At 68.9% G+C, this 24,388-nt stretch carries 20 protein-coding genes and 5 pseudogenes; 7 read left to right on the top strand and 18 right to left on the bottom strand.

Going from position 1 to position 24,388, the window contains the following annotated elements; translation table 11 throughout:
- Positions 1-29 precede the first annotated feature (29 nt).
- Positions 30-1,457 carry a polysaccharide deacetylase family protein gene (locus AWZ10_RS47000; RefSeq protein WP_063809838.1) on the top strand — a complete coding sequence of 476 codons (1,428 nt, stop codon included), beginning with the start codon at positions 30-32 and terminating at the stop codon, positions 1,455-1,457.
- 97 nt (positions 1,458-1,554) lie between these two features.
- On the opposite strand, the gene AWZ10_RS39350 is transcribed toward AWZ10_RS47000, so the two are convergent.
- Entirely contained in the window at positions 1,555-2,502 is a 948-nt protein-coding gene (locus AWZ10_RS39350; RefSeq protein WP_060893442.1) for a helix-turn-helix transcriptional regulator, read from the bottom strand.
- A 194-nt stretch (positions 2,503-2,696) separates the two neighbouring features.
- Here AWZ10_RS39350 and AWZ10_RS39345 point away from each other — a divergent pair, with 194 nt between their 5' ends.
- Positions 2,697-3,641, top strand: a complete 945-nt coding sequence (locus AWZ10_RS39345) for an alpha/beta fold hydrolase (protein WP_060893441.1) — start codon at positions 2,697-2,699, stop codon at positions 3,639-3,641.
- 364 nt (positions 3,642-4,005) lie between these two features.
- Positions 4,006-5,400 (top strand): annotated as a pseudogene (locus tag AWZ10_RS39340) (ISL3 family transposase).
- 146 nt (positions 5,401-5,546) lie between these two features.
- Here AWZ10_RS39340 and AWZ10_RS39335 read toward each other — a convergent pair.
- Both AWZ10_RS39335 and AWZ10_RS39330 read right to left on the bottom strand, forming a co-directional pair.
- On the bottom strand, positions 5,547-6,128 hold the full coding sequence (locus AWZ10_RS39335) for a dihydrofolate reductase family protein (protein ID WP_060893440.1): 582 nt from the start codon (positions 6,126-6,128) through the stop codon (positions 5,547-5,549).
- A 66-nt stretch (positions 6,129-6,194) separates the two neighbouring features.
- Entirely contained in the window at positions 6,195-6,503 is a 309-nt protein-coding gene (locus AWZ10_RS39330; RefSeq protein WP_267893550.1) for a helix-turn-helix domain-containing protein, read from the bottom strand.
- Between the two features lie 484 nt (positions 6,504-6,987).
- Here AWZ10_RS39330 and AWZ10_RS39325 point away from each other — a divergent pair, with 484 nt between their 5' ends.
- Positions 6,988-8,457, top strand: a complete 1,470-nt coding sequence (locus tag AWZ10_RS39325; RefSeq protein ID WP_060893439.1) for an FG-GAP repeat domain-containing protein — start codon at positions 6,988-6,990, stop codon at positions 8,455-8,457.
- 57 nt (positions 8,458-8,514) lie between these two features.
- On the opposite strand, the pseudogene AWZ10_RS49100 reads toward AWZ10_RS39325, so the two are convergent.
- A pseudogene (locus AWZ10_RS49100) lies at positions 8,515-8,720 on the bottom strand (thiamine pyrophosphate-dependent enzyme); the annotation flags it as partial.
- A gap of 46 nt (positions 8,721-8,766) precedes the next feature.
- Between AWZ10_RS49100 and AWZ10_RS56055 the strand changes: the two are divergent.
- Positions 8,767-8,978, top strand: a pseudogene (locus AWZ10_RS56055) (ISAzo13 family transposase); the annotation flags it as partial.
- 12 nt (positions 8,979-8,990) lie between these two features.
- Here the strand turns inward: AWZ10_RS56055 and AWZ10_RS39320 are convergent.
- Positions 8,991-9,569 (bottom strand): GNAT family N-acetyltransferase, encoded by a 579-nt coding sequence (locus AWZ10_RS39320; RefSeq protein WP_060893454.1) that lies wholly within the window; start codon positions 9,567-9,569, stop codon positions 8,991-8,993.
- 171 nt (positions 9,570-9,740) lie between these two features.
- Between AWZ10_RS39320 and AWZ10_RS39315 the strand changes: the two genes are divergently transcribed.
- Positions 9,741-11,189 (top strand): FG-GAP and VCBS repeat-containing protein, encoded by a 1,449-nt coding sequence (locus AWZ10_RS39315; RefSeq protein ID WP_079104628.1) that lies wholly within the window; start codon positions 9,741-9,743, stop codon positions 11,187-11,189.
- 348 nt (positions 11,190-11,537) lie between these two features.
- Here the strand turns inward: AWZ10_RS39315 and AWZ10_RS56050 are convergent, their stop codons facing one another.
- The 4 genes from AWZ10_RS56050 to AWZ10_RS39300 form a co-directional block, all read right to left on the bottom strand.
- On the bottom strand, positions 11,538-12,140 hold the full coding sequence (locus AWZ10_RS56050; RefSeq protein ID WP_159058525.1) for a transposase: 603 nt from the start codon (positions 12,138-12,140) through the stop codon (positions 11,538-11,540).
- A 170-nt stretch (positions 12,141-12,310) separates the two neighbouring features.
- Positions 12,311-12,562 carry a DUF6207 family protein gene (locus AWZ10_RS56045; RefSeq protein WP_409000745.1) on the bottom strand — a complete coding sequence of 84 codons (252 nt, stop codon included), beginning with the start codon at positions 12,560-12,562 and terminating at the stop codon, positions 12,311-12,313.
- A gap of 50 nt (positions 12,563-12,612) precedes the next feature.
- Positions 12,613-13,731, bottom strand: a complete 1,119-nt coding sequence (locus tag AWZ10_RS39305) for a fatty acid desaturase family protein (RefSeq protein ID WP_060893438.1) — start codon at positions 13,729-13,731, stop codon at positions 12,613-12,615.
- A 7-nt stretch (positions 13,732-13,738) separates the two neighbouring features.
- Positions 13,739-14,794 (bottom strand): ferredoxin reductase, encoded by a 1,056-nt coding sequence (locus tag AWZ10_RS39300; protein ID WP_060893437.1) that lies wholly within the window; start codon positions 14,792-14,794, stop codon positions 13,739-13,741.
- An 86-nt stretch (positions 14,795-14,880) separates the two neighbouring features.
- On the opposite strand from AWZ10_RS39300, the gene AWZ10_RS39295 reads away from it, so the two are divergent.
- On the top strand, positions 14,881-16,020 hold the full coding sequence (locus AWZ10_RS39295; RefSeq protein WP_060893436.1) for a PucR family transcriptional regulator: 1,140 nt from the start codon (positions 14,881-14,883) through the stop codon (positions 16,018-16,020).
- Between the two features lie 511 nt (positions 16,021-16,531).
- On the opposite strand, the gene AWZ10_RS55365 is transcribed toward AWZ10_RS39295, so the two are convergent.
- The 9 genes and pseudogenes from AWZ10_RS55365 to AWZ10_RS39255 all read right to left on the bottom strand — a co-directional run bounded on the left by AWZ10_RS55365 (position 16,532) and on the right by AWZ10_RS39255 (position 24,005).
- On the bottom strand, positions 16,532-16,663 hold the full coding sequence (locus tag AWZ10_RS55365) for a hypothetical protein (RefSeq protein WP_267893521.1): 132 nt from the start codon (positions 16,661-16,663) through the stop codon (positions 16,532-16,534).
- A gap of 122 nt (positions 16,664-16,785) precedes the next feature.
- Entirely contained in the window at positions 16,786-17,457 is a 672-nt protein-coding gene (locus AWZ10_RS39290) for a TetR/AcrR family transcriptional regulator (RefSeq protein ID WP_079076602.1), read from the bottom strand.
- Between the two features lie 410 nt (positions 17,458-17,867).
- Positions 17,868-18,272, bottom strand: a pseudogene (locus AWZ10_RS49085) (ATP-binding protein); the annotation flags it as partial.
- On the bottom strand, positions 18,214-18,468 hold the full coding sequence (locus AWZ10_RS52645; RefSeq protein WP_060893433.1) for a hypothetical protein: 255 nt from the start codon (positions 18,466-18,468) through the stop codon (positions 18,214-18,216). The gene AWZ10_RS52645 and the pseudogene AWZ10_RS49085, both read right to left, overlap by 59 nt.
- An 80-nt stretch (positions 18,469-18,548) precedes the next feature.
- A complete protein-coding gene (locus tag AWZ10_RS39270) occupies positions 18,549-19,547 on the bottom strand; it encodes an arabinan endo-1,5-alpha-L-arabinosidase (RefSeq protein ID WP_060893432.1) in 999 nt (332 codons plus the stop codon).
- Positions 19,548-20,055: 508 nt separating this feature from the next.
- Positions 20,056-20,287 (bottom strand): annotated as a pseudogene (locus AWZ10_RS54535) (carbohydrate ABC transporter permease); the annotation flags it as partial.
- 584 nt (positions 20,288-20,871) lie between these two features.
- A complete protein-coding gene (locus AWZ10_RS39265) occupies positions 20,872-22,887 on the bottom strand; it encodes an FtsX-like permease family protein (RefSeq protein WP_060893431.1) in 2,016 nt (671 codons plus the stop codon).
- A 43-nt stretch (positions 22,888-22,930) separates the two neighbouring features.
- Positions 22,931-23,614 (bottom strand): ABC transporter ATP-binding protein, encoded by a 684-nt coding sequence (locus AWZ10_RS39260; RefSeq protein WP_060893430.1) that lies wholly within the window; start codon positions 23,612-23,614, stop codon positions 22,931-22,933.
- A gap of 19 nt (positions 23,615-23,633) precedes the next feature.
- Positions 23,634-24,005: a DUF4333 domain-containing protein gene (locus AWZ10_RS39255; RefSeq protein WP_060893429.1), complete on the bottom strand. Its 372-nt coding sequence runs from the start codon at positions 24,003-24,005 to the stop codon at positions 23,634-23,636.
- Between the last annotated feature and the right edge of the window lie 383 nt (positions 24,006-24,388).

The raw sequence follows: 24,388 nt of genomic DNA, 5'->3' as shown, positions 1-24,388 counted from the left end.
CGGCACGTCCTCTCTCCCAGGTGCTCCGCATGCGCTCTCACGCCCTCGTCCCCAAGGCGCTTCTCCTGCTCGGTTCGCTCGCCCTGACCGCGGCCTGCGCCAAGGGGTCCGGAACCCCGTCCCCCTCCCCCGAGCCGGTGCCGGCCGGACCGTCCGCCTCCAGGACGGTCGACCCGTCGAGGATCAAGGGTCTGGAGATCGTCAACGACAGCAGTGAACAAAGTTCCTGCCCGTTCGCCATCAGCTACCCGGATGTGCCCGGAGCGGAGGCGATGACGGCCGCGATGAAGAAGGACGTCGACCGGCTCCTGGCCTCCTTCCGCTCCAGCAGGTGCGGCAGCGGCTCGCCTGCGGGCGGTGAGCTCAATGTCAGCCACCGGTTCCTGGTCGCCTCGGGTGACGTGCTCGGAGTCCGGCTCACCACCCTGGACGGCAGTGGGGCCGGCAACGGGCAGTCGACCAGCACGTACTGGTACGACGGGGAGGACGGCGCCTACCGCCAGGCACTCGCCCTCATCGCCGACGGTTCACGGGAAGTCTTCACCGCCGCCCTGAAGAAGCAGCTCACAGGACGCGAGGGGGTGGACCCTGCCTACCTCGACGACTCCTTCGCCGACACCACCAACCGCGCCGACCTTCTCGACGATCTGTCTTTCACCGCCGACGGCGGTCTCCGAGTTCAGCTCGACTCAGGCACGGTGGGATCCTCTGCAGCCGGGTCCTACGTCGTGGCCCTCGACAAGGCGACGATCACCCCCTGGCTGTCCCCCTTCGGCCGACACGCCCAGAAGCAGACCGAGCACCCCAGCAGCGACCTCGACCTGGGCGCCCCACACACGCCCAGAATGGCCATGCCCACCCACACCGCCTCCGCCGACGACGACACCGACTGCAAGAAGGTCAAGTGCATCGCCCTGACCTTCGACGACGGCCCCGCCGCCCCGGAGACCGCGACCCTGCTGAACCACCTCGCCCGGCACAAGGCGCGTGTCACCTTCTTCACCGTCGGCCAGAACGTGGCTGCCCATCCCGAACTCGTACGCGCCGAGGCGAAGGCCGGTCACGAGGTCGGCAACCACTCCTGGAACCACCCCGATCTCACCAAGCTCTCCCCGGAGCAGGTCGCCTACCAACTGGGCCGCACCACCGCCGCGATCAAGGCCGCCACCGGCAAGGCCCCCACCCTCTTCCGGCCGCCGTACGGCGCGGTCAACGCCAAGGTGAAGGCCGCCACCACACTGTCGCCGGTGCTGTGGGACGTCGACACGGAGGACTGGAAGTACCGGGACAGCGCCAAGGTCGCTCAGACGGTCATCGCCAAGGCGCGGCGCAACAGCGTCGTCCTGATGCACGACATCCACCCGACGTCCGTCGCCGCCGTCCCCGAGATCCTTCGTTCCCTCACCGCCCAAGGCTTCCACTTCGTCACGGTGAGCCATCTGCGCGCCACGCTGTGATCAGAGGGAGCTGACGGCCGACGCTGATGCGGTCCTGAGAGTGGGGATTTCCGCGAGGACGCCTCCAAGCTCCGCACTTCGACACTATGGGGCGATCTCAGCCGTACCGCTCAACGAGCGCGTTGCCGATCGAGGCCAGGTGGTCTCGCACACCCGGAGGGCCAGTCACCTCGAGCCATTCGACCAGCCCGGCAAGCTCGCCGGCGAGCACGTACTCGTTGTGGCCGCGGATCACGACCTCGATGCGGCCGTCGGTCGTGGAACCTCCCACCTCGAGCCGACCTCCGAGCGCCATCCGGAGCAGGCCTATCCCGTGGGGCGCGCATACCGCCTGAATTTCGAGGGGCGTTCGCTTGCGGTCGACCTCGTCGGCGATCTCGTGCCAGCTCTCGGCAAGGTCGAAGTCCTCGGGTCGGTGCACGGGATCGTCGGTCGGGTCGGCGGACGACACGCGGTCGATCCGGAAGGTCCGCCGGCCTGCGTCGGTGTTGGAGACGAGGTACCACGACGGGCCTTTGGCGACGATGCCCAGGGGGTGGACGGTTCTCTCGGTTTCGGTGCCTTTGCGGTCGATGTAGCCGAGCCGTACCTGGACGCCGCGGATCACCGCGTCCTGGAGTTCGTCGAGGAAGCGGGGCGGTCGGTGCTCGATCCGGCTCGACCCCCATCGTTGTGGGTCCGTGACCAGCGACGACGCTGCTGCCTCGGCCTGGACCCGGAAGGGTTCCGGCAGGGCATGGACGAGCTTGCGCAGTGCTGCTTTCACGGCCGGTGTCGCGGCCGAGGCCGGGCCGGCGACCAGGAACAGGGCGCGGGCCTCGCCGGCGGTCAGCCCGGACAGGTCGGTGCGGGCGCCGCCCACGAGGCGCCAGCCGCCGCTTCGGCCCTGCAGGGAGTACACGGGCACCCCGGCCATGGCCAGGGCGTCGAGGTCGCGGCGGGCGGTGCGCTCGGAGACCTCCAGTTCTCGGGCGACCTCTGCTGCTGTCACCTGCTCGCGCCGTTGCAGCAGGAGGAGGGTGGCCACCAGCCGGTCGGTTCGCATGCCGACGACACTTCCACAAAAACCGGTCATGGGGTGACCGGTTTCGGTCGGCAAGATGGCGACATGGCCTCACCGGCGGGTCCCACTGCCCACGGCCGTATCGGCCCCCGGCCCGTCGGGGGTGCGCCGACGCTGTGTTCGGGGACCTTCGTCGCCTGAGCCTGATCACCCCGAAAAGAAAGAGAGGAAATGCAATGTTCGATGCAGCCGATTTTCCCAAGCCCACCCTTATTTCGGTCAACGGTGTGGAGCTTGAAGTATTTGAAGCAGGCCGACAGAATTCCGGAAAACCCATTGTGCTCTGTCATGGCTGGCCGGAGCACGCCTTTTCTTGGCGCCATCAGATGTCCGCCCTCGCCGCAGCGGGCTACCATGTCATCGTCCCGAACCAGCGGGGTTACGGGAACTCATCCCGTCCAACTGAAGTAACGGACTACGACATTGCACACCTGTCGGGTGACCTCGTCGCACTTCTCGATCACTACGGATACGAAGATGCCACCTTTGTCGGTCATGACTGGGGCGCAATGGTCGTCTGGGGACTGACCCTGCTGCATCCGAACCGTGTAAACAAAGTGATCAACCTGAGCTTGCCTTACCAGGAGCGCGGAGAAAAGCCCTGGATCGAGTTCATGGAGGATGTGCTTGGCGGCGACTTCTATTTCGTCCACTTCAATCGGCAGCCAGGCGTCGCGGACGCCGTGTTCGAAGAGAACACCTTCCAGTTTCTTCGCAACATGTACCGGAAGAACGAGCCCCCCAGGGAGCCTCAGCCGGGTATGGCGCTGATCGATCTCGCCAGAGCGGAATCGCCACTCGGTGATCCCGTCATGAGCGACAGCGAACTGGCCGTTTTCGTCTCCGCCTTCGAATCGACAGGGTTCACGGGCAGTGTGAATTGGTACAGAAACCTTGACCGCAACTGGCACTTGCTGGCGGACGTGGACCCGATCATCCAGCAGCCCACACTCATGATCTACGGGGACCGGGATGCGGTCCAGAGGTCTGAAAAGCTGGCAGAGTTCGTGCCCCATGTGGAAGTGGTCAATCTGGATTGCGGTCATTGGATCCAGCAAGAGAAGCCGGAAGAAACGAACCAGGCGATTACGAAATGGCTGGAACAGCAGGATGCCATGTAGTGGCTCATGATCCGGTTCGTGTCGCCTGAAGCTCTTCGAGCCGTCGGGCAGTGTGTGAATCTCTCTTCGGCCGAGCCCCGAGCAGCAGCAGCCGCCACCGTCCGATCAGCCACGGCCACCGGCCGTACGGCAAGCCGGGGGCAGACTCACGAGGGAACAGCGGCGCAGCGAGGCAGCGGCCGGACCTCACTCCCCCGGTGCCCCGCCGGAGCATCTGACAGCGGTACGGAAAACCCGCACGGGTCGGAGGGAAAACCGGCTCTTTACATTGAGGGTGTAGTCGCTGGTTGGATGGTGGCTGGTGCGTCGGTCCCGGGGCAGGTGTCGAGGTCCTCCGAGGAATGGAGGTTCCTACGCCGCCCATCTGGAAGACCTCGACGTTCCTGGCGCTACCTTCGGCTGCCCTGACCTGACCACGTTCTGCCGCCTGGACAAGCTCGGCCTGGTCGTGGTCGGCCAGCGTCTGGAGCCTGATCGCGCGGTCCTGGCGTGCCGGGTCCTGAAGGCCGATGACAATGACGGCACCGAGGGCTGGTGCCCACGCTGCGGGTGTGCAGGAAGACCCCGGGACACCGTCACGCGGGAGCTGGCGCACGAGCCGCTGGGCTGGCGACCGACCACCCTGCTGGTGACGATCCGCCGGTACCGGTGCACCGGGTGTGGGCATGTGTGGCGCCAGGACACCAGCCGCGCGGCCGGGCCGTGGGCCAGGCTGTCGCGTCATGGACTGGCCTGGGCGCTGGAGGCGATCGTGTGCCAGCCCTTGAGCATCGCTTGCGTCGCCCAAGGGCTTGGCGTCGCGTGGAACGCCGCAAACGACGCGGTCCTGCCCGAGGGCCGACGGGTGCTGATCAACGATCCCGGCCGGTCGAAGGGTGTGAAGGGCATCGGGGTCGATGAGCACGTGTGGCGCCACACCAGCCGCGGGGACAAGTACGTCACCGTGATCATCGATCTCACGCCGGTGCGCGCCGGGACAGGTTCAGCGAGGCTGCTGGACATGGTCCCGGGCCGCTCCAAGGCCGCGTTCAAGGCCTGGCTCACCCAGCGCCCCAGGCGTGGCGCGAGGCCCTGGAGGTCGTCGCGAGGGACGGGTTCAGCGGCTTCAAGACCGCCTCCGCTGAGGAGATCCCCGCTGCGGTCGCGGTGGCCCCCGTCCACGTGGTGCGCCTGGCCGGCGACGCCCTCAACGGCTGCCGCCGCCGCGTTCAGCAGAGCACCCGCGGCCGCCGCGGCCGTAAGAACGACCCGCTCTACCGTGCCCGGCGAACCTTGCACACCGGTGCCGACCTGCTCACCGACAAGCAGGCCGCCCGACTCACGGCCCTGTTCGCCATCGATGAACGCGTCGAGGTCGAGGCCACCTGGGCCATCAACCAGCGGATGATCGCCGCTTACCGGCACCCCCGACCCAGCTGCGGACCACGAGCTGATGGTCAAGCAGATCGAGTCGCTCAGCGCCGGCGTCCCCAAGCCGCTGGTCGAGATCGCCAGGCTCGGCCGCACCCTGAGCAAGCGAGCCGCTGACGTACTGGCCTGCTTCGACCGGCCCGGCACCAGCAACGGTCCAACCGCAACGATCAACGGCCGCCTGGAGCACCTGCACGGCTCCGCCCTCGGCTTCCGCAACCTCACCCGCTACATCGCCCGATCCCTACTCGAGACAGGCGGATTCAGACCCCGACTACACCCTTCATTGGTGAAAAGCCGCTCTTCCCGGTGGTCGGCCAAAGGTACGACGGAAACCGGCAACCAGTGATCTTGAGTTGAACTTGCCGCAGGTGAGGTGCTGGGGCGGATCGACGTCGGCTGCCCGACCAGGGACAGCGATGCGCAAACGCAGCCGGAGCCCCGATCTTGAGTCACCGTTCGCAGTGGACTTCTTCGCGTATTCGCCCAGATCGGTCAACGGCGCACCCGATAGCGCAGGTGAAGCACCCGGTTGCCCTGAATCACCACGTCAGGATCCTCCAACAGGTGCTGCGCGCCGACCGACCCGAAGTAGCGCTTGCCGGACCCGAACACGACGGGTACGACGTCCATGCGCACCTCGTCGACCAGGCCCGCGGCAAGCACCTGGCCACCGACGTCGCCGGCGGCGACCTCGACCATGCGGTCACCCGCAAGCTCCTGCGCTTTGGCCACGGCTGCCTCGACGCCGTCGACGAAGTGAAACGGCGCCTCGGTGTCCCAGCCCTCGGGCTGCGGCCGGTGCGTCACGACGACCACGTGGTCGATCCCGCCCGGAGGCTTCCCGTCCCAGCCGTCCGTCAGGTCGAAGACGTGGCGGCCGCAGATTGTCACCCCGATCTGGTCCCAGTACGGCCGGGTGTAGTCGTAGGACGTCTGCGACACCTTCACCTCGCCGCTCTCGTCCAACGGGACGTCACCGCTGGACAACCAGTCGAACAGTGGTCCGGGCTGGTCATTCTCGTCCGCGACGAAGCCGTCCACCGACACCGAGCTGTACATGACCACCTTGCCCACAGGGCTCTCCTCTGCTTCGGGGTGCCCCCAAATTAGCGTGTCGTGAGCTGTCGCTCTTGTAAGAAATCAATCGGCCTGCAGCGGCCGGCTGTCCAGCACGTGGCCGGGATGTTCGCGCAGGAACCGCCGCCGGACTTCGACGTACCGGGTCGGCCTGAGCCCGGTGAACGCCCGGAACCCGTGGCCGAAGCGAGCCTGGTCGAAGTAGCCTGCGCCACCGGCGAGGTCGCCCCAGTCGTTCGGTCCGGCGGGGTTGATCGCGAACACGGTGGCGGCGAAGCGGTAGGTGCGGGCCAGCCGCTTCGGCGTGACGCCGATGAGCTCCTTGAACCGCTGTGCCAGATGAGTGTTGCTGACACCGGCTGGCCCTCTCAGAGGTGGCCGTACGGACGGCTCAGGTCACGATCATGACGTCATCGTGGAGATGTGCGACGTACTCCGGCAGATGCACGGTGACGGGGCCCTCTGCCTGTGAAGAGGAGTCCGGCTCCAGGTCCTGAGTAGGGGTCACCCGTCACCGTGCACGGCTATGAGGTCTTGAGCATTGCTCACCGAGGCTCTGTAGCTGTCGGTCTGGCGGAGCACCGTCACATCGGGGGGCGGCGCCAGCCAGGCCTGGATGAGATACCACTCGGTGACCTCGTCGGGGGCCAGGTCGGCAGCGGTGTCCCGGCCGCGTGGTCGGATGCGGCTCGCCTGAAGCCCTGACCGACATCGGTGCGGGCGGGGTTATCCGGCCACGGGCCACTGATCACGCCAGAGCCGGATCGCCACACGCGTCCCGTACAACCCTCGCCCCTCCGTTCGAGTCGCACGTCCTGAGCAGCAGCTCTCACGACTGACTCGAAAGGCACCGCCCATGTCCCGAGCGACCCGAGCCACCCGCCGCAGGATCAGCAGCGCCCTCCTGGCCGTACCCCTGGCCGCCTCGGTGGTGCTGACCGGCTCCGGCTCGTCGTCGGCCGCACCCGCGTCCGTCCCTGCCGCGGACGACTTCAACGGGGACGGCTACGCCGACCTGGTCGTCGGCGCGCGGAACGCGACCGTGTCCGACAAGACGAAGGCCGGGTACGTGGCCGTGACGTACGGCTCGGCCACGGGGCTGTCGACGGCGGACAAGAAGATCGTCAGCCGTTCGACCGCCGGGATCCCGGGGGCCGCCACCGCGAACCAGTTCTTCGGCGCCTCGTTCGCCAGGGCCGACCTGGACCGCGACGGCTACGGCGACCTCGTGATCGCGGGCGGCAAGGAGGGCTCGGTGATCCTGTGGGGTTCCGCGTCCGGCCTGACCGGCGGTACGGGCATCGCGTACGGGGCCGTGCCCCAGGCCGGTGACTTCGACGGCGACGGCAAGACCGACCTGGCGCTGTTCTCCGCGCAGCGGGTGAGCGGCGACGACCCGTCGGGTACCCCGGCCGCTCTGTGGAAGGGCCCGATCAAGCGCGACGGCAAGCCCACCGCCGTACTGCCGCTCCTGGACAGGTCCCTGTGGTGGGGCTGGTCCGAGGAGGACGACTCCTGCGAGACGGGAGGCGGCTGCGAGGACGGCCCCGCGTCGATCACCGGCCCGGTGGTCTCCGGCGAGGTCGGCGACTTCAACGGCGACGGCCGCGACGACATCCTCCAGATGGCCTACCGCGGCGACGGCAACTGGGAGGACCGTCTGCTCCTGGGCGGCGGCGCGACAGGCTTCACCCGGGGCGACACGTCCGGCCTCCGCAGGGGCGAGGACAGCGGCACCGGCGCCGGGGACGTGAACGGCGACGGCTACGACGACGTGGTGGCCGGCTCCGGCGGCGGGAAGGCCCACATCACGTACGGCTCGGCGGCCGGTCTCACCGCCGAGAACACCCACGAGTTCGACCAGGACCTGCCGGGCTTCCCCGGCGCCGAGGAGGAGGGCGACCACATCGGCTCCGCCGTGTCCGTCGCCGACGTCACGGGCGACGGTCACGCGGACGTCGCGCTCGGCATCGAGGGCGAGGACGTCGGCAGCGTCGCCGACGCCGGCTCGGTCGCCCTGCTGCACGGCAGCGCCGCCGGCCTCACCGGGGTCGGGGCCCAGGTCTTCCACCAGAACAGGGCGGGTGTCCCCGGAGTGGCCGAGAAGAACGACCAGTTCGGCGCCACGACCGCTCTGCTCGACGTCAACGGCGACGGCCACCGCGACCTGGCCGCCGCGTCCACGGCGGAGAACACCTCCAACGGCGCCGTCTGGCTGCTGCGCGGCACCACATCCGGCCTCACCACCAAGTCGGCCCAGGCCTTCGGCCCGAAGGACCTGTCGGCCCCCTACACGAACGCCCTGTTCGGCAGCTTCCTGCGCTGACCGGCCAACACCACACGGACGGACCGCCCGGAGCGAGAACTCCGGGCGGCCCGGCGCCTACCCCGGTACGTGCTTGGGCGCGAACATGCGCAGGACCACCGGGAGCACCACCACCGACGGGCCCGGAGCGCGAGGGCCCTGGCCAGGTCCTCCGCGAGGATGTCGGGGCTCGTGCGCACCCCCGGTACCCCGAAGGACTCCGCCAGCGCCACGTAGTCCGGTCGGCTCAGTTCCGTACCGGTCGCCTCGCAGACGTCCGTCATGGTCCAGGGTCAGTCCTTGGCCGTCGATGCGTGCGCGGTCCTTCGCCAACCGGGCCCAGTCCTTCCCCGGCAACGCGGATGGTCAGCCGAGGGCTCTCGCCCCCTCATGCTCCACGACCTGCGGCACCCCGAGCTGACTGGCATGTCCCGCAAGCACCTCAGCGACCTGACCCACTCCTTGATGACCAGGCTGGAAGAGCGCCGCGAGCAGGTCCGCCACGCAGCCCGCGGCGACGACGCCGCATCGCCCCGGGCACCGATCCTGCCGGCTTATTCCGTGCCCGGTGTGGTCTTGTCGGTGGAACCTGACACCCCTTGTCGCTCAGCCCCCACGACCGACCCGAAGTTCTTCTCCAGGAGGGTGAACGACTTGGGTGCACTGCCCGGCTGCGGCTTGCCTGCCTTGTGGCCGACGACCCGGTAGCCGGCGTTCAGGTAGTAGTCGTTCAAGCGTGTGTTGCCGGCCAGGCAGTCCAGACGCACGAACGCCCGCCCCTCCGCGGCAACGCGGCGCTCCGCAGCACGCAGCAGAAACCGCCCTGTCCCCGGCTGGGCGCTGCTGCGGTCCACCATCAGCCGATGCACATAGCCGGCCACCGGCGGCTGCGGTCCCCAGGCGTCCTCGTCCTCCCACCACAGCTCCCATGCCCCGGCCACGCGGCCATCGGCCTCGGCGAGCCAGACCTCACCACTCACCATGGTCTTGCGGAAATGGTCCTCGTCCAGCTGGCCGGGCTGCCACTGACCGGTGATGCCCTGAGCGAGCATCCAGCGGGCAGCGTCGTCACGCAGACGAACGAGAGTGGCGAGGTCGGTGTCTTCGGCGAGGCGGTAGTGCAGATCTTTCACGTCGCGATCCTCGCACCGCTCGCACGAGCGCTCGATGCTGTCCCTCCAGCCACAGCCGTCTACGGCGTGGCCCACGAAGACGGTGAAACCCAGCAACCGTTTCGCACCCTCGATGGTCAAACGATCGGATGTACACAACCCGCATCCCCTGATCCAACTACTGGAGAATCCGTGCCTCTTCGCACCAGCCGTCGTACGAGCCCCGGCATCGCCCGTCGTACGAGCAGCCGCACGGTCGCGGGCCGCGCGGCCGTCGCCGCCGCGCTGCTGGCCGCTCCGCTCGTCGCCGCCGCCCCGGCCGCCGCGGTCCCGAAGGCACCGATCGCCGACTTCAACGGCGATGGTTTCGCCGACCTCGCGGCCGCCGCGCCCGAGGCCACCGTCTCCGGTGTCCAGTTCGCCGGCTATGTCGCCGTCGTCTACGGCTCCTCGGCCGGCGCCGACACCGCGCACCCCCTGATCGTCTCGCAGGCCCTGCCGTGGGTGCCCGGCGAGCCCTCGCCCTACCGCTTCGGCATGTCCACGGCCGCACGCGACCTCGACGGGGACGGCTACACCGACCTCGTGGTCGGCGCCTACGAGGGCGCCGCCGTGCTGTGGGGCTCCGCGAGCGGCCTGACCTCCGCCACAGCGCTCAGCGGCACCGTCAGCAAACTGGCCGGCGGCGACTTCAACGGCGACGGCAAGGACGACCTCGCCCTCGGCAATGACGGCATCCTCCAGGTCCGCCTGGGTCCGTTCACCCGTGACGGGGCCCCGGCGGGCACCAACGTCTTCCCGGTGAACGAGAAGAAGGAGACCTGGGACGTCATCGCCGGTGACATGAACGGTGACGGCAAGGACGACCTCGTCACCACCCACGGCTTCGAGGAGCGGTCGTACGGGACGCTCTGGTGGCCGGGCACCGCGACCGGCATCGACACCGAGCACTCCAGGTCCACCGGGTCCGCCTCCGTCGGCGGTGTTGTCGCCGACGTGAACATGGACGGCTACGGCGACTATGTCGGACGGCAGGTCGACGCCGTCTCCGAGATGCGGATGTACGACGCGGGCAACGTCCGGGTCGTCTACGGCGGCCCGGACGGACCGAGTGCCCGGATCGCGCGGATCACGCAGAACACTGCGGGTGTGCCCGGCGTCTCCGAGGCCGGATACCGCAACAGTGACGACAGCGACTACGGTGACCAGTTCGGCGCCTCGCTGGCCGCCGGTGACGTGACGGGCGACGGTTACCCGGACATCGCGGTCGGCGTCCCCGGCGAGGACATCGGCTCCATCCGCGACGCCGGTTCGGTCGTCCTGCTGAAGGGCGGTGCCTCCGGGCTCACCGGCACCGGCGCCCAGGCCTTCGACCAGTCCGACTCCGGGGTGCCCGGGGCCTCCGAGGCCGGTGACGAGTTCGGCGGGAACGTCGCTCTGCTCGACGTCAACGCCAACGACCGCGCCGACCTCGCCGTCGCCGCGCCCAAGGAGGACGGCCCGTACAAGAACTCCGGCGCGGTGTGGCTGTTGCGCGGCTCCAAGGCCGGGCTGACCACGACCAACATCACCTCGTTCGGGCCCTCGGTCCTGGGGGCGCCGGAGAAGGGCGCGCTCTTCGGCAGCGAGTTCGCCAAGTAGATCCACCCCGTGCCGTCCTGCCGGGTCACCGTCTCGGTGGCCCGGTCGTGCGGTTCCTCGGGGCGGGCGTCCTGCCGGGGCGCTGTCACCCGTACGGTTTCCGCCACTTCGCAGCCTCCGGTTCCGGCCCAACGCGCCGGAAACCACCTGGGGTCGATGCCCGACCCATCGAGGACCGGCCCCAGGCGGCGGAGGGCCGCAGCGAGTTCGGGCATCCGGCAGGCGATCTGGTGATCGGCTCGACAACAGTCAGGTCGCCACGTCGGTCGATCGGAAGCCATGGTTCCGCACGGTCGTGAAACTCGCCAGCCGCCATACCACCGTGGTCGTTCGCGCTCTGGCCGAGACCTACGAACGCATGGCCCTCCGACTACGCGCCACGCTGAGCTGGGATCGCAGCATGGAACTGGCAGCCCACGAGCGGTTCACCACCGATACCGGCGTCGGAGAGTTCTTCGCAGCCCACGAAGCCGCTGGCAACGTGGCACCACCGAGAACACCAACAAGCTGCTCCGGCAGTACCTGCCCAAAGGCACGAACCTGTCGACGCCCAGCCAAGACGATCTTGATGCCATCGCGACGAAGCTCAACAACCGTCCACGTAAGTGCCTGGGATTCCGCACACCAGTCGAGAGCGTTGCCTTGACCGGTCGAATCCCAGGTGGCCCGCTTGAGGATGTCGACGTCCTCAAGCAGACGGCGGTTCTCCCGCCGCAGTGCGGCCAGTTCCTCGCGTTCGCTGCTGGTCAGGCCGTCCCGCTGGCCCGCATCGACCTCGGCCTGCTTCGCCCGGTCACGCACCGCGGTCTCGGTCGGATCGAAGTCCTTGGCGATCTGACCGACCGAGCGGTCACCGCGTCGGCACAGCTCGACGATCTCCGTCTTGAACTCGGGCGTGAACGAGCGACGAGGGCAAGGCTTCTTCTTCCCCATGCTCTCCATGACGGACATCCTCCCGAGGCTGAACCCCTGATCTCGGATGTCCGCCAAAGCGGATCGAGCCCAACCCCAACTTCTGCCCAACCCCAACTTCCCCTGCCGTCACGGTCTTCGCGCTACGAGGGGAGGTAGAGCCGAGTCGGACGCAGGGGCGGCGAGCATCGGTTCCGGCAGTGCCCACGTCACAGCCCCACGCCTTCGACCCAGCCCGCTCGCCGGCAGACCGAGTGCGCGTAGGCACCCGACCACCGGCCCGACCATGGCAGGTCAGCGCACTGCGACACCTCGCCGGGTGCGCTTGCCGGGGGCTGTGAGCTGAGCTCCCGGCGCACGTCCGGGTAGCAGCGCAGTCGTACGCCGGGCTGCCCCGGATCCCGTGTCGTATGGCCTGCCGTCGAGGTCGCCCGCCGCCCGCCGCCCGCAACGGATCTCACCGAAACCTGCGGTGCCGCCGGTACGGCCGAAATCTGAACCGATACCGGGATCAGGCCGCGACGAGCTCCTGCTCGCGGTCCGGTGTCTTGACCTTGGGCTTCTTGTTCGGCAGTGAGAGCCGGAAGACCTTGTGCCACGCGGAGAACACCTGCTTGGGCAGCGGCCCGGTGACGTATTCCAGCTCGTACTTCTCGAACAACGCGCGCACCTTCACCGCGACCTCGGCGTACCGGTTGCTCGGCAGGTCCGGGAACAGGTGGTGCTCGATCTGGTGCGACAGGTTGCCGGTCATGAAGTGCATGGCCTTGCTGCCGCTGATGTTCGCCGAGCCCATCATCTGGCGCAGGTACCACTGGCCGCGCGTCTCGCCCTTGATCGACCGGCGCTCGAAGACCTGCACGCCCTCGGGGAAGTGCCCGCACATGATCACCGAGTGGGTCCAGATGTTGCGGACCAGGTTCGCGGTGAACGTGGCGCCGAGCGTGGTGAGGAACGACGGGCCCGACAGCAGCGGGTGGATCACGTAGTCCTTGAGCACCTGCTTGCGGATCTTGCGGCCCACGGCCTTGGCCCGCGCGCGGAACTCCGGGTTCTTGCGACGGCGCTTGTGCAGGTTCTTGCCGAGCTCCAGGTCGTACGCTGCGATGCCGTACTCGAAGAAGCAGGCGTTGAGGAAGTTCCACAGCGGCTGGCCGAGGTGGAAGGGGTGCCACTTCTGGTCCTCGTCGACGCGCATGATGCCGTAGCCGAGGTCGTTGTCCTTGCCGATCACGTTCGTGTACGTGTGGTGCAACTCGTTGTGCGAGTGCTTCCACTGCTCGGCCGGCGAGACGTGATCCCAGTCCCAGGTGGTGGAGTGGATCTTCGGGTCGCGCATCCAGTCCCACTGGCCGTGCAGGACGTTGTGGCCGATCTCCATGTTGTCCATGATCTTCGCCACGGACAGACCGGCGGTGCCGATCAGCCACGCAGGCGGGAAGATCGAGAACAGCAGCACGCCCCGGCTGACCAGCTCGAGCTTGCGCTGCGCCGAGATGACCTTGCGGATGTAGGCGGCGTCCTTCTCGCCGCGGTCGGCGATCACCTCGTCGCGGATCGCGTCCAGCTCGCGGCCGAGCTCCTCGATCTGCTCCGCGGTCAGGTGGGCGGTGGGGTCGATGGCGGTCAAGGTGCTCCTACCGTTCGATGTCGCAGGGGCCCGCCGCGGCGGACACGCAGGTCTGGATGAGGACGCCCGGCTCGGCCTCGGTGATCTCGCCGGTGCGCAGGTCGCGGACGGCGCCCGCCTTGAGCGGCGTGACGCAGCCGAAGCAGATGCCCATGCGGCACCCGGACGGCATGAGCACGCCGGCCTCCTCGCCGACGTCCAGCAACGGCGTGGCGCCGCCCGCGTCGACGGTCTTGCCGGTGGTGCTGAACGTGACCTCGCCACCGTCGCCGGCGACGACGATGCTGGGGCGGAAGCGTTCGGTGTGCAGGCGCTCTCGGACGCCGTGCTCGGTCCAGTGCTCTTCGGCGGCGTCGAGCAGGCCCGCGGGCCCGCAGGCCCAGGTCTCGCGCTCGGCCCAGTCGGGCACGAGTTCGTCGAGACGGGCGATGTCGAGCATGCCGTCCGTGTCGGTGTGCAGCTCGGTGAGACGCAGCTTCTTGTCCGCGACCAGGTCGTGCAGATCGTTGCGGAAGATCACGTCGTGCGGCTGTGGCGCGGAGTGGACCATGACGACGTCGTCGAACTCGATGTCGCGCAGCATGCCCATCACCGGCGTGATGCCGCTGCCGGCCGTCAGGTAGAGCACCTTGGCGGGCCTGGCCTCCGGCAGCACGAAGTCACCGGTCGCCTGGTCGAGCTGGATCAGCGTGCCGGGTTTCGCCCTGCGGACCAGGTAGTTGCTGACCTTGCCGTCCGGGATCGCCTTCACGGTGATCGTGACGCGGCCGTCCTGGCGGTTTGTCGGCGAGGTGACCGAGTAGGCCCGCCACAGGCGCACCCCGTCGACATCGACCCCGATCCGCACATATTGACCGGCCGTGTGGCCGCGCCAGCCCCGTCCCGGCCTGATCACGATGGTCGCGGCGTCATCCGTCTCGGGGTGCACGGCCTCGATGCGCCCACGCAGGTCAGCGCCCGCACGCAGCGGGCTGACCAGGTCGAGGTAGTCCGACGGCAGCAGCGGCGTCGTGACCATCTCCAGCAGTTTCCACGCCCTACTGCGGAGGGCTGCACTCGTCATGGCTCCAGCTTGATGCGCCTCAGGGCGTAAAGTCCTGTCCGTAGGACGTGAATCTGGTCGGCTGAATTGTTCGCAAGGAACAAAACATGGGGCATGCAATCCGGAGGGCCACCGAGCTGGCCCTGGATGAGACAACGGTCACCGCACTTCGGGCCGCGCTGAAGAGCACCGCCGACGAGGTCGTCCAGGCGATCATCGACGAGGTCCCTCCCTACGCCAACGCACTCTCGGGCCGCATGGGCGGCACCATCCGCCGAGCCGTCCGCACCGCCCTGGGTCACTACCTGGACCTCGCGAGCGGGAACGCCACGGGCGGCGACGGCGGTGACGCAGCTTACGAGCTGGGCCGCGGCGAGGTACGCGACGGCCGTTCGATGGACGCCCTACTCAGCGCCTACCGCGTCGGCGCCCGCGTGGCGTGGCGATGCCTGGCCGCGGGTGCCGTACCCGCAGGTCTGCCCGCCGCCGAGGTCGCCAAGTTCGCCGAGCTGACCTTCGCCTACATCGACGAGCTCTCCGCCGCGAGCGCCGCGGGCCACGCCGATGAACTGGCCGCCCGGGGCCGGGCTCATGAGCGCCACCTGGAACAACTGGTCCGCGACCTCCTCACCGGCGCGAGCCCGGACGTGCTGCTGACCTCTGTTCAACGGGCAGGGTGGCAGCCTCCGGTGTCGCTGACCGCGGTCCTGCTGCCCGCCGCCCAGGCCCGGCCTGCCTACCGCGCGCTCGACCCGAGCACCCTCGTCCTCGACGATCTGCCGGACGCCTTGGGCGTGCTGCTTGTTCCCGATGCCGACCGATCACATCTCTTGAGGCAGATGACCGACCGCGCCGCCGTGGTCGGCCCGGCCCGGCCATGGACTCGTGCGTCCGCCTCGTACGCACGAGCCGTACGCGCGCGCTCCCTCTCCTCTGATATTCGCGACACCGAGGATCACCTGCCCGAGCTGGTGCTGAGCGCCGACGTGGACGCGTTCGCAGACCTGCGTGCCCGAGCCCTCGCACCGTTGCGGACCTTGCCTGTCGCCACCGCGCGGCGGCTGGAGGAGACGTTGCGGGCGTGGCTGCTGCACCATGGCAGGCGGGACGAGGTGGCGGCGGCGTTGTTCGTCCATCCCCAGACCGTCCGGTACCGGATGTCGCAGCTGCGGGAGCTGTTTCCGGATCTCGGGTCGCCGCACCGGGTTCTTGAACTGACGCTGGCGGTCGGTCTTCGGGGCAGCTGACGCGTTCTTCGACCGTCCACGACCACGTCCGCGAGCGATCCAGGAATCATGCCTCGTCCTCGGTGCGGAGCTGCCTCTTGCCACGGTGACCGGGCGCTTCGCCCAGGACCCGGCGCGGCTGGGCGTGCCGGCGCAGGGCGCTGCGCGGAGGAGAGCGGGGCCGGCGGGGACGGCAGCCTCATCGCTGTCATCGCCCGCTCCAACCGGAGCAAGGCCGACCAGGATCTCGCCCAGCAATTGCCCCCGGCCGCAGACGCGGTGTGCCGGTACGCCTTCGAATGAACCGCGACGCGACTGCGCTGGAACCTCACCGCCGACCAGATAGAACGCGACCGGCTTACCAACCTCGTTCGACGGCTGCGGCGACACCGCCGTCGTCTACACCCCCGCAGTGCAGACGACGGCTCGTGCATTGGTCCGGCCGCCAGGACGACGGTTGACCCGGACTGGCTCAGGACGGCAAGCGCGTCAGCCAGATCGTGTCGGTTCATCCGTGCGTGAGCCTGTCGGCTCATTGCCCGGGCGGCACGAAGGCGTCGTAGCCGCCGGCGTCGTCCAGTGCGGTGAGCGTGCCGTGGAACACGACGTTGCGGCGGTGCAGGATGGTCGCGTCCGTGCAGACGCCGCGGACGTCCTCCGCCATGAGGTGAGTGGAGAGTGGTTTTGAACGAGTGATGATGTGGCCCCATGTGAACGACCGTCGTGGCCCCACTTGTCGATCTCTGCGGCTGTCACTTGAACGACTGAACTGGCCCTACCGGTGCCTCAGTTCGCGGCGTCGAAGGCGGTTGCCTTGGTAGCAGCTCCGGTCGCCGGTGGTGAGGCTGTGGAAGGACCCTTGGTGGTTGCCAGCTGAGATGTGTGCCGCTCCAGAACCGCAAGTGCGGACTCCGGCGTGTGGTGCCCCACCAGGACGTGGGCGGTGAGGCCGTCGGCGAGGGCGAGCAGGGTATGTGCTTCGCGTCCGGGGTCGAGCTCTTTGCGCATCTCGTTGGTGTCCTGCCCGAAGCGGATCAGCCAGGTGAGCAGATCGTGGAGCTTGGCGTAGGTGTCGTGCAGGACTTTGGCCAGCTGCTCGCTTGTTGCGGCTTGCGCGACAAAGGCGAGCCAGACATGCGCTTCGGCTCTGGACTCCTCTTCCACGAGAGCGATCTCCGACAGCGTGCGCGTCAGCAGCGTTGAAGCCGACTGAGGCGTGGATGATGCAGCGATCTTTGTATTGGCGCGTTCGCTGACGCGTCGGGAGATGTGCTCCAGTGCGAAGAGCAGCATCTCGTCCTTGGTGCGGAAGCAGCGTTGAACCGCGCCCATGGACACATCCGCCTGGGCGGCAACGTCGCGGAGGCTGACGGCTTCCATGCCGGAACGGGAGATGAGCAGAGAGACTGCCTCGGCGATCTGGCGGCGGCGGTCTTCGTAGTCCACCTGCTTGGGCATGTTCCGCGTCCCTCCATTTTCCGATGCAGTTGCATCATATCTCGCCCCTGGGCATGATGTGATGCGAACGCATCGGAACGATGGCGGCGAACACGGGGAGAGGCGAACATGCTGAGGCAACCGAAGAAGGCCACCGAAGCCTCGGGGGAGGGAACGCTGTGGCTCTTCGGCGTCATCCTGCTCGTGCAGGGGTTCGGCTCCGCAGTCACGGAAGTCGGCTGGAATACCAGCTTCGGTGTCGCTGGCCTCCTGCGGGCAGCTCACGTGCCCTGGTGGGGGGCTCTTATGGTCGGTGCCCTCGGCTGTGCATTACTGGTACTCGCCGGGCGCCGCCGCCTGGCGAGGAAGCGGGGAGGCCGCCACTCTTCCTGATGGCGAGGCAGGGTGGCCAAGGGCTTGCAGAGCAGGTGTCAGTTGCTGCTGGTGCCATACTGCCGAGCCCGGGTCTGGGCCAGTCGGTAGGAGTCGCTGCCGGTCTCGATAATGTTGCCGCCGAAAGTGAGGCGGTCCACGGTGGCCGCGCAGAGCCGGGGGTCGGTGAACGTCTTGGTCAGCAGCTTCTCGTCGGCGGCCTCGACCAGCTCGTTGACCAGCTTGGTCGCCAGGACGTACTTGACCCGGAAGCCGGCCATCGCAGCTTCGGTACCCAGCGCGATCAGCAGGTGCGACTTGCCGGCCCCCGAGTCGCCGATCAGACACAGCGGCAGCCCTTTGCGGACCCAGTCGCACGAGGCCAGGGTATGGATGGCCGCCGGGTCAATGGCGGAGTTCGCCCTGCAGCAGTTCGGCCGCCCGCGCGTGTCCGGCGGCCAGCCGCACCGGTCCGACGACAGTCTCGGCGATCGCGGCGCGGACCAGGGGGTGGTCGAATCGCGCCGCCTCGCCAGAGGCCGGCGCACCGAGAGTAGGCCGTGGACCTGGTGCCGGCGTTCCAGGGTCGTCCACGCGCGCGGGCCCGTCGTACGGTGGCGCGTCCAGCACGGCGGCCCGCCAGGTGCTGTGTGCCTTCACCTCGCTCGGGGCGTTCGCTCACTCCGCGACGTATGCCGAGGCCAGAGCCACCAGCAGCGTCACCACGTCACATCCTCATGTCAGTAGGCGACGGGCCATCCGCTGCTCCAGTCCAGAAGGTTGATGCCGAGCTTCGGAGTGCCGTTGGCCTGGCCGTCGTAGTAGTGGTAGACGATCAGGTCGCCGCTCGTGTCGCTCATGATCGACTGCCCGCCAGGACCGATGTACCGGCCGTGCGACTCCAGCACGGGTGTACCGCCGTTGTTCATCATGGCGACGCCGTTCCTGTCGTAGTACGGGCCGGTGATGCCGGTGGCCCGGCCGACCTTGACCTTGTACGTGGAGCTGGTACCTGCGCAGCAGGTGTCGTACGAGGCGAACAGGTAGTAGTAGCCGTTCCGTTTGACGATGTACGGGGCCTCGACGGCCTTACTGCCGGTGGGGCGGGAGGCGAGCGAGTAGCGGGTGGTGTTGGACGAGAGCGGCTTCCCGGTCGACGGGTTGATCTGGATCATCTTGATCCCGCTCCACCAACTGCCGAAGGACAGCCACCACTTGCCGTCGTCGTTCACGAAGAGGTTCGGATCGATGGCGTTGTAGTCGTTCGACGAGCTCGACGTGTAGACGATGCCTTGGTCGGTCCAGCTGCCCGGCCGGCCGGTCGTCGACGTCGCCAGCCCGACGGCCGAGTTCTGCGAGCCGAAGGACGAGACGGAGTAGTACATCAGGTACTTGCCGCCGTGGTACGAGATGTCCGGTGCCCAGGCCTCCGGCACGGAGGAGTAGCTGCGCCACCAGCTCGGCCTGCCGGAGAAGGCGTCCGCGCCGCCGCTGAACGCGGTGCGGTTGGTGGAGGTGCGGTTGCTGATGCCGCCGCCGGTGGCGTAGAGCAGGTACTGGCCCGCCGATGTACGGATCATCGTCGGATCATGGACCACCACCGAGCCGGTGACGGTGCCCGGGTTCGGATACGCGGACGCCGAGCTCGGGACGAGTGCGAGCAAAATCGCCACGGGGACGGCGAGGAGAGCGGTTCTGCGGGTGGTTCTGCACGCGACTTTGCGGGAGGTGCGGCTCACACGGATCCTCCTTGGGTGGCGGACCTGTTGGGACGTGTTCGGCTGCCGGAGCGTTCAACCCGGGCGGCTTCAGAGGGTTCGGTCTCGCGAACGGAGATCACGACTTCGAACGGAACGTAGAATCGAACCCCTTGCGCGTCAACGGTTCGCGCAGCAACTCCCATCACGACGGTCGTCGAATCACGTTCGCCAACTCACCTGGCGCACACCCCCCGACGGCGCCCACCACACGTCGGCTCATGGACGTTGCCGGGATACAGAGGCGGGCCCCCTCAGCAACGCGGTCTCCTCGGGCCGCCGTCGCACCGGAACCATGACACCCGCTGCGGCCCCGTGCACGACCTCACCGTTTGGGCGCTGGTCCCCAGCTCTCGGCACTCCAGCACGGCTGCTGCGCATTTCGGCAGGCTGCGCCGGTCAGGTTCTCCCGTCGCGCTCAACCGTGCTCCGCGCCAACGCCCTCTGGCATGCGGGTCCCCTGGCACATGGCGCCCCAGCAGCCCGCACCTCATTGCCCCGCCAAACCCGTATGCGCCACCCCCGCACGATCTGCGGAACAGCGCAAAGACGATCACACGTGGCAGGCTCGCGATGACGACCGACGCCATCATCTGCTCGTAGCGCAGGCCGTAGGACGTCTGGACGTTGACCAAGCCCACTGGGAGCGTCATGCCACCCGGATCCGTGGTCACCAGGAACGGGCAAAGGGAGTTGTTCCAGGTCGAGATGAACGTGAAGATGCCATAGTGGTGAACCCACCACCTGTCGCAGGATCTCCACCCGGGGAAGAACCCGCAGCCGGGCCGGGCGTGCCGAGAGACCACAGCACGGCCAGCGCCTTCTCCCACTCCGTCCGAACGTTGCCGCCCGCGCGCTCTCGGCCAGTTCCTCCAGGGCGGCCCGCGCAGTCTCTCCGGCCGACTCCGGACGACTCAGCCGCCGCACCGCGGCCAGCACATACGTCGCGTCGGTGGGCCATCACGCGTGCATCCGGTCCGCCTCGTCGCCTTCGATCAGGCGGGCACGGAAGGTCGCGCAGGAGCCAGTGGTCGTACCCGGTGTCCTCCAACTCCAGGCCCAGGGCGCACCTCCAGTCGATCCGACTGCGCACCCCCTGCGCGGCTGCCCGGTCCGACAGGTCCTCGGCGAACTACAGCACCGAGACCAGCTCCGACTGCGGCGCCGACGAGAACCCGGGCCGCCCATCAGCGGGACAAAGGTCGGCGAACTCTTCATGCCCGAACGGCACACCGGGCTGGAGGCCAGCGGCCCTCCGGGAGGACCGCGGAAGACATGACGAGGGCGTGCGACCGTCGGTACGGCCTCAGTCCGCCGTCTGCGCCGGGCCCGCCGTCACCTTCCGCAGCAGCGGCCTGCTGCCGGCGATCGCGGCGAACATGGCGAGCGCGCCGGCGGCCAAGCAGAGCACCAGTTGCACGACACCGGAGGTGTCGATCGTGGTGCCTGCCGCCTTGTTGAGCTGCATGGCGCCGAAGACGCCCATCGCGGTGGTGCCACCGGCCAGGACGGCCAACGGGATGACGGTCTCGCGGACTCGGGCCCGGTCCAGCACCTTCAGCGGGGTGCCGGCCAGCCGCAGCAGGCCGTACACCCGGCGCCGGTCGAGGACGTTCGCGGCCGCCGTGAGGCCGGCGGAGGCGGCTGCGACGAGGAAGCCCAGCACCAGGGTGGTGGTGCTGACGGTGGCAATGCGGGCGATGACCGTGTCGTCCGGCGCCGACACGTACTCCTGTGTGAACGGATACCTGCCCGACCCCACTGGCGTCAGGGCGGTGACAGCAGTGTCGATGTCCTCCTGCCCGCCGGAGACGTGGGTGATCACGCCGATGGCACCGCCCAGCAGGCTGTCGTAGTCGTCCTCGCTCGTGACGCCGACGGTCGCCGTGACACCCGCCCGGTGCAGCGCCGTTCGGGCCTCGGTGGCGGCGTGTCGGGCGTCGGCGGCGTTCGCGGTGATCACCGCCACTTGGCCCTCGTGGCCCGGGCCCTCGAAATGCAGCGAGCTGACGGAGAAGAACCCGGCCACGAACCCCGCGAGCACCAGGCCGCTGACGGTCCGCCAGGCCCCGCGCGGATCGTCGCTGAGCCGGCGCGCGGCCAGCAGCGTGGCCGGGCGGTTGGCGCGGCGGCCCACGATCCGGCCCAGCCGGTCCACGACCCAGGGACCCAGCAGCCAGAACGCGCCGTAGAAGAGCACCAGCATGGCGATCAGCTGCCGGGGCTTGAGCTGGCCGCCGTCGCCCGTGCTGGCCCAGATGTAGCCCAGGACCGCGACGAACAGCACCAGGCGGATCGCGCGGGTGCGGCGCGGGTTGGACTGCTGGGCCACGCCCAGAGGCGAGGTGGCCACCTCGCGCAGCGTGGTCACCGCGCTGACGGTGATCAGCGCGGTGATGCCCAGCGCCACCGCCGCGAGCCACGGCAGTCCCACCCACAGCTGACCGGTGTACCAGGTGCCGACGCCGTACGGCAGCTCGGCGAGTGCGGGCAACAGTGCTGTGTAGGCGAGCACGCCCGCCAGGGCACCGGCCGCACCGACTCCCGCCGCCTCGACGGCGGTCATGGCGAGGATCTGTCGTGGAGTCGCCCCGGCCAGCCGCAGTGCGGCGAGCCGCTGCTCGCGCCGGGCCGCGCCCAGCCTTCCCGCGGCCGAGGCCAGCACGACGACCGGCACGACGAGAAGGACCACACCCAGCAGCACGGTCCCCCGGTCGAAGCCGGTGAACACGCTCTCCTTGGTGCCGGCGAACCCGGAGACCGGTGCCCGCTCGCTCATCCCCTCGTCGTAGTAGCTCTGCTCCCCGGCAGTCCTGGAGACGGCCGGGTCGCCGGGCGCTCGTCCGACCACCGCAACCAGCTCGTCGGGGGAGGCGAGACCGGCGGCGCCGATCGTGCCGTAGGACTTCGTCTTCGGGAAGCGGTCGGCGAGTTGGCCGGAGGGGAGCTTGTGCAACAGCGCGGCCAGGGCGGGCGAGACATATACCTCGTCCTGCTTCGGGAAGCCGGTCAGGCCGGGCGGCGCGGGAGTCGTCCCGCGGCCGGGCAGGTGGGCCAGGTTCACGACGGTGACCGGTTCATGGCGTACGTACGTCGTGGTCGTGGCCTGGACAGCCGTCGCCCGCTTCGCCGGTACGGCGTCGGGGGTGCGCCACGTGGTGTGGTCGGCGCGGGCGCCGGCGCCGAGAGCGGCGGCGATCATCAGCAGCAGGAGGAACGAGCCGACAGCGGCGGCCCCGGCCGCGAGCAGCTGGGACTGCAGGCCGCGGCGGCCGGAGGACCTGGCAAGGTGCCAGGTCAGGGACAGGACGGGGGAACGCATGAGGTACTCCGGAGATCTTCGGGCGCGGGCGACGCGAGGCGTCTCAGGCGACGATGGACTGGCTGTGGCCGCTGATCCGGCCGTCCCGGACCTGAAGGATCCGGTCGCAGTGGGCGGCGACGTCGGCGTCGTGGGTGACCATCACCAGGGAGGCGCCCGTATTCCGGGTCGCGAACGTCAGGAGCTGGACGACCTCCGTGCTGGTGCGCTGGTCCAGGGCACCGGTGGGCTCGTCGGCGAAGACGACGTCCGGTTCGACGACCAGCGCGCGTGCGATGGCGACCCGTTGGGCCTGCCCGCCGGAGAGCTGTCCGGGGCGACGGTGCTCCAACCCCTCCAGGCCCAGCGGCGCGAACCAGCGACGGGCGCGCTCGACGGCTGCCTTGCGCGGGACGCCCTCCAGCATCAGCGACAGCGCCACGTTCTCCTCCGCCGGCAACTCCGGCAGCAACTGGCCGAACTGGAACACGAACCCGAACCGCTTGCGGCGCAGTGCGCTGAGCCTGTTCTCGCCCAGGTTGTCGATGCGCTCGCCGCGCAACAGCACCTGGCCGCCGTCGGGCCGGATGATCCCGGCGAGGGCGTGCAGCAGGGTCGACTTGCCCGACCCCGACGGCCCCATGATCGCCAGCGAGTCGCGCTCGCGGACCTCGACATCCACGCCGGCCAGGGCGGTGGTGGAGCCGTACTTCTTGACGAGGCCGTGTCCGGCCAGAACGGTGCTCATGGTGTGTTGTGGGTCCTTCTCAGCGCTCGAACTTCCAGGTGACGCTCTTGGCGTCGGCCTTGGTCACACGGACGGGGATCTTGACGGTCGCGCCGTCGCTGTTCTTGCCGGTGCAGGTGAGGGTGGCTCCGGTCACGGCCTTGAGACCGGCCGGGCAGGTGACGTCGGAGAGCTTGTCGCCGACCCAGGGCAGCGGGTGGTACTTGCTCTCGGTGCGGCCCGCGACGATGTTCGCCGAGAGCGCCTTGTGACCGTCCACCGATGCCGTGCTGTACTCGTCCAGACGGCTGGTCGACTCCGTACCGGCCAGCAGGTACGTGCCGAGTCCGCCCAACGCGACCACTGCGGTCACACCGCCGCCGACGCCGACGAGAAACTTGTTGCGCTGCATCGCGTACTCCTTGTGTCCGTGGTGAGGATGCAGCTCCACCCTCGCCCGCAGGCCAGGGCGCGCGCCTCGGCCGAACGGTCAGGATCGCGGGCCGGACCCGCCGGGTCCCTCGGCCGTTCGGCCGATCCCGCTGCCGGGTCCGGCCCCCAGTGATCGGCAGGACGACCGTTTCAGCTCCGGGTTGCGCCCGCGGCCTCACCGTCGGTCTTTTGGTCGCCGCAGCCGTCATCGACGTTCTGTCCCCGCGGGCTTCGACGGGACGAGCGTCCTGGCGACGGCGGGCCGCGTCTGGCAGAGCCTGGGCGTGGTGCTCGTCGGGCTGGGTGGCGTGCTGCGACCGGCCGGGCGGGCGGGCGGGCGGAGGCCCGAGTGGCTCACGGCCG

The sequence above is a fragment of the Streptomyces europaeiscabiei genome, from assembly GCF_001550375.1.
Taxonomy (GTDB): Bacteria; Actinomycetota; Actinomycetes; order Streptomycetales; family Streptomycetaceae; genus Streptomyces; species Streptomyces europaeiscabiei.
This window is presented reverse-complemented; position numbering and strand designations above follow the sequence as displayed.

Bases quoted from the DNA above. Each gene is read 5' to 3' on its own strand.
- AWZ10_RS55365 (WP_267893521.1), bottom strand. From the start codon at position 16,663: ATGGCGGAGGACGTCCGCGGCGTCTGCACGGACGCGACCATCCTGCAC.
- AWZ10_RS39350 (WP_060893442.1), bottom strand. From the start codon at position 2,502: ATGCGAACCGACCGGCTGGTGGCCACCCTCCTCCTGCTGCAACGGCGC.
- AWZ10_RS47000 (WP_063809838.1), top strand. From the start codon at position 30: ATGCGCTCTCACGCCCTCGTCCCCAAGGCGCTTCTCCTGCTCGGTTCG.
- AWZ10_RS39290 (WP_079076602.1), bottom strand. From the start codon at position 17,457: ATGCCCAAGCAGGTGGACTACGAAGACCGCCGCCGCCAGATCGCCGAG.
- AWZ10_RS39300 (WP_060893437.1), bottom strand. From the start codon at position 14,794: ATGACGAGTGCAGCCCTCCGCAGTAGGGCGTGGAAACTGCTGGAGATG.
- AWZ10_RS39325 (WP_060893439.1), top strand. From the start codon at position 6,988: ATGTCCCGAGCGACCCGAGCCACCCGCCGCAGGATCAGCAGCGCCCTC.
- AWZ10_RS56050 (WP_159058525.1), bottom strand. From the start codon at position 12,140: ATGTCCGTCATGGAGAGCATGGGGAAGAAGAAGCCTTGCCCTCGTCGC.
- AWZ10_RS39345 (WP_060893441.1), top strand. From the start codon at position 2,697: ATGTTCGATGCAGCCGATTTTCCCAAGCCCACCCTTATTTCGGTCAAC.
- AWZ10_RS39265 (WP_060893431.1), bottom strand. From the start codon at position 22,887: ATGCGTTCCCCCGTCCTGTCCCTGACCTGGCACCTTGCCAGGTCCTCC.
- AWZ10_RS39255 (WP_060893429.1), bottom strand. From the start codon at position 24,005: ATGCAGCGCAACAAGTTTCTCGTCGGCGTCGGCGGCGGTGTGACCGCA.
- AWZ10_RS39295 (WP_060893436.1), top strand. From the start codon at position 14,881: ATGGGGCATGCAATCCGGAGGGCCACCGAGCTGGCCCTGGATGAGACA.
- AWZ10_RS39260 (WP_060893430.1), bottom strand. From the start codon at position 23,614: ATGAGCACCGTTCTGGCCGGACACGGCCTCGTCAAGAAGTACGGCTCC.